A 4,187-nucleotide genomic window follows, 5' to 3' on the forward strand; every position below is an offset into this window, starting at 1 on the left:
GGTTGCTTTACGCAACCGACTAATCTGCCAGCGCAGGGCAAGCAAACGACTGGTAAGGCGTTCACTGTCAGGGTGCTGCTGCGGACAAACACTGACCATCACTGACAGCTGACGTCCCCAGTCGGGGCGCAACCACAGTACCTGACGGGCGGCCTGCTCCAGTTCCAGATGATCCTCCACACGGATCCAGCAGCCCTGCGTGACAGTAAGTACCGGTGACTGATGCGGCCAGGCAAGCGGCAGATCGCCACAGACCAGTACCACGGGCTGGCAATAACTGGTTTCAGGCAGGTCCTCCAGACACAGGGTGAAATCGTGCTGCACGCGACGGCAGGCGACAGCCCAGAACGCCATGATTAGCCCCAGTACCGCCAGCAGGACGAGAACGGAAACCAGCCGGGATGCTGGCAGAAACCACTGGCAGACCACTGCACTCAGCAGGGCAGCCCAGAGCGCAAGCCCGCGCTGTTGTGCAGGGCTCATTTCACGGCTCCCGGCAGCAGGGTAAGCAGTGTCTGATCCAGCCAGCAATCCAGTCCCCACCATAATGCGGTGACCACCACCACACTCAGGCCAATGCGCATGGGCCATGAAGCAAGCCAACCCCCTATCCCCCGTCCGGCATGGCTTTCCGCCAGAACGGGATGGGGTTGTGAATAGCTGAACGGCGCAACATGTTCATTAAGTGCATTCATGAGTTTCTGCCGCTCAGGATCGTTCAGGGAGCGGAAGTTGCCGAGGAATCCGAGCATCATGACCCGCTGGAAGCAGGTCACGACAGCGTGGTCAGGAGCCGGTTCACGCAGCACATCGCGCATCCGATCGCACAGCGTGTCACCGGCGTCCATGGTGCCAAGGAAGTGCCCCTGCAGGGGAATGTCATACCACTGCACGCAGGCATCATCCTCCACACCGCGACTCTTAACCGCCTCATCCAGCAGCGCACATTGTGCGGTGAGAATATGCCGGCAGCTGGCTTCATCAAGTTCGCCCGCTTTCAGCTCACGCTGCACACGTTCGACATCAGCAATGCAACGCTCCCACAGCGTGCGCCCTTCTCCATCCTGAAATTTCGGACCGTGACGCAGGCTGATCACCTGCAGCCAGGTATCCTGCAGCAGGGCATCAATATCAATGGCCGCGGCAGCGCCGCGTTTACGCTCACTCATGTTCTCAGCACCGCAAAGAGTTCGAGTTCAGGCTCGCCGAGCATGCCCGGAACGTAAAACATGCAGGTGCCGCCCTGGAGCATTTCAGTGGCCTGAGGATGAGAGACATCAAGACTGAAATACTGATTTTCCAGACGTAACGGAATGGCTGCCGGCACATGGCGCAGCGGGGTCAGCGGCACGCCCACCCGCGATGAATTGACGATACTTCTGACATGATCGGGGCTGCCAACCTTGCACTGGCGCGGGAACTGCTCCTGCAGCTGAGCCACCGGCACCATTGAACGCACGGAGAGGTAGTAATCCGCCCCTTCACGCAGACGCGGATCATGCAGACGGGCCTGCCAGAAGTGCAGCCGGGCATCGTGCTCAAGCTCAATCGCCACCACCCGCGATGGCAGACTGGCTTCCAGAAGGTCCCCCAGTAAATCAAACAGCGGCGGAAATACGTTATTCAGTTGCTCGTGCTGCCAGACCGGGATCGCACTCACCTGGTGCCCCAGCGAGAAGGTCAGCAGGCTGCCCGCCAGGCGGGCCAGCTCCGGATACAGGCGTTCAGGCGGACTTTGCGGATGGCGCTGAAACTGCCCCAGCACGGGCTCAGCGCTGTTGAGGGCATTCAGCAACCAGAACAGCGACACGTCGGCCACGGCAAAGTCTGCCATGCGCTCATTACTTTCCCGTCGCATGGCCATCAGTCGGCTCAGGCGTACACGTAGCTGGATCATCAGCTGTTCGAGCTGGGTTAACAGCCAGCGGCTGCCCTCGATGGCCAGGAGCGGGGGGAGAAACGTCTCATCAGGCTGCCATGCCCCCTGCAGATCCTGCTGCAGGCGGGCAACCGGACAGGTCAGGTAATCGCTGTTGTTCTGATGTGCAAACCGCAGCGTCAGCTCAGGACGCATTACCGCAATCTGGCGGGTATCGTCCCCGAAGGTATTGCGGATATCCTGCCAACGCTGGCGATAGCGAACAGGACGCCCGGCTACCTCATCGGGCTTAAGACAGTTGCCACCATTCGCGCGCAGCAGCGGTAGCGCGAGCATCACTACCACCTCATTTGATTCACTCTCCAGCGCCAGAACCGGTGGCAGATCGTCAGCATTATCCGTGTCGATAAGCGTCCCGTCGGGGAAACGGATGTGCAGATGGCGGGCCTGCAGGCGGCCCAGTTTCAGTGCATCCGGTTCGAAAGTGGCTTCAATCACTCCCCAGGGATGGGAGAGACCTAACCGGGCGATGCATTCCGCAGACCAGGCCGCATACGCGGCCTGTTGCTGGAAGTGCTGGGGAGAGACCATCTGGCCCCTGCCCCATAACGGTTGTTCCGTTTTCATGCTTCCTGCCTTACGTTACGCTTTCGCTTTCGGCATCTGGCTCACCAGAGACAGGTTCACATCCATGCCTTCCACCTGGAAGTGCGGCACCGCAAACAGTTTCACGCGGAAGAAGCCCGGGTTGTCTTCGATATCTTCCACCACCACCTTCGCGTCACGCAGCGGATGAGATGCCTGCAACTCATCGCCCGGATCGGTCATTTCCGTCACCAGACTACGCACCCAGGTATTCAGCTCCAGCTCCAGCAGACGGCGGTCCTTGGTGGTGCCGATGTTCTCGCGCTGGATGAGCTTCAGATAGTGCGCAATACGCGACAGCAGGAAGATGTACGGCAGACGGGCATTGATGCGACTGTTGGCCGTGGCATCTGCGGTGTCGTACAGCGCCGGTTTCTGCGCGGAGTTCGCCGAGAAGAAGCAGGCATAGTCGCGGTTTTTGTAATACGAGAGCGGAATAAAGCCGAGGTTGGCGAACTCAAACTCGCGGGTCTCCGGGATCATCACCTCAGACGGGATTTTCACCTGGTTGCCGGTACCCAAATCGTACAGATGAATAGGCAGATCTTTCACCGCCCCGCCCGCCTGCGGGCCACGGATCTGCACGCACCAGCCGTTATTGATGAAGCTCTTCACCATGTTTGACGCGAAGGAGAACGACGCGCTGGTCCACAGGTATTTCTCATGATCCGGGCCTTTCACCTGCTCAACGTAGTTAAAGCTGCGTACTGGTACGGTGTCCGGGCCATACGGCAGACGCCCCAGCACGCGCGGCATCACGAGGCCGATGTAGCGGGCGTCGTCGGTGTCGCGGAAAGATTTCCACTTGATGTATTCAGCGCGGTCGAAGTAGTTGCCGATATCCTTAATTGCAGCGACCTCTTCCATCGAGTCTTTCAGGAAGAATTTCGGGCCGACAGAGCCAATAAACGGCATATGTGCGGCAGCTGATACTTTAGAGATGTTGCGCAGCAGCGCCACATCCTGCGGGCTGGCGTCAAATTCATAGGATGAAATCACGGAACCAATCGGCTCGCCGCCCGGGGTGTCGTATTCGGCGGTATAGGTGTGCCAGTAGAGGCCGCTCTGGATCAGTTCCGGTGCATCCTCAAAATCCTGGCGCAGGTCGTCCTTGGAGACGTCCAGAATCTCGGTTTTCACATTTTGGCGGTAGTCGGTGTTGTCCACCAGCTGCTTCAGGCCGCGCCACAGGGACTCCACCTTCTGGAACGCCTGGTGATGCATTACGGCATCCAGCTGACGGCTGATCTGGAAATCCAGTTCGGCGATATGGTGGTCAATCAGCGTTTTGTCGAGCTTCTCCACGGGCTGACCGGATTTGCGGATGCAGTCCATAAACACCTGCATCGCCGCCGTCAGGCGTTCACCCGCCGGCGCGTCAGAAAGCGCGGCATCATCCAGAAACGCATTGATATCACCCAGGCTCGAGGCCGGAGTCAGGTTGATTTTTTCAAACAGGGAGGCGTAAACGCCCTCTTTTTCCAGTACGATGGTCTGCCCCTGCGCGGAGGCGGTTTCACTATTCACAGACATCAGCATATTCCCGGTTAATCCATTAAATTACACATGCCGCTTATTTCGGGGCCAGTGCACTCATTTCGTCGCGTAATTCCTGAGACAGCGCCGGGTCCTTAAGAATTTTCTCGAGTTCTTTTCTGAAAGT

3 protein-coding genes and 2 pseudogenes are annotated in these 4,187 nt (G+C 58.6%); all 5 read right to left on the bottom strand.

Annotated features, from left to right (window positions below; genetic code table 11):
• Window positions 1-483: pseudogene (locus tag HP459_RS21690) on the bottom strand (OmpA family protein); the annotation flags it as partial.
• The gene (tssL, locus tag HP459_RS21695) at window positions 480-1,169 is read right to left on the bottom strand and encodes a type VI secretion system protein TssL, short form (RefSeq protein ID WP_023300235.1); all 690 of its coding nucleotides are present in this window, start codon (window positions 1,167-1,169) and stop codon (window positions 480-482) included. The gene tssL and the pseudogene HP459_RS21690, both read right to left, overlap by 4 nt.
• Window positions 1,166-2,506 (bottom strand): type VI secretion system baseplate subunit TssK, encoded by a 1,341-nt coding sequence (tssK, locus tag HP459_RS21700; RefSeq protein ID WP_171936822.1) that lies wholly within the window; start codon window positions 2,504-2,506, stop codon window positions 1,166-1,168. Before tssK ends, tssL begins: the two co-directional genes overlap by 4 nt.
• Window positions 2,507-2,521: 15 nt before the next feature.
• Window positions 2,522-4,057 carry a type VI secretion system contractile sheath large subunit gene (gene tssC / locus HP459_RS21705; protein WP_022648284.1) on the bottom strand — a complete coding sequence of 512 codons (1,536 nt, stop codon included), beginning with the start codon at window positions 4,055-4,057 and terminating at the stop codon, window positions 2,522-2,524.
• Between the two features lie 40 nt (window positions 4,058-4,097).
• Window positions 4,098-4,187 (bottom strand): annotated as a pseudogene (locus tag HP459_RS21710) (type VI secretion system contractile sheath small subunit); the annotation flags it as partial.

Source organism: Enterobacter sp. CM29, assembly GCF_013179605.1.
GTDB classification, from domain to species: Bacteria; Pseudomonadota; Gammaproteobacteria; order Enterobacterales; family Enterobacteriaceae; genus Enterobacter; species Enterobacter intestinihominis.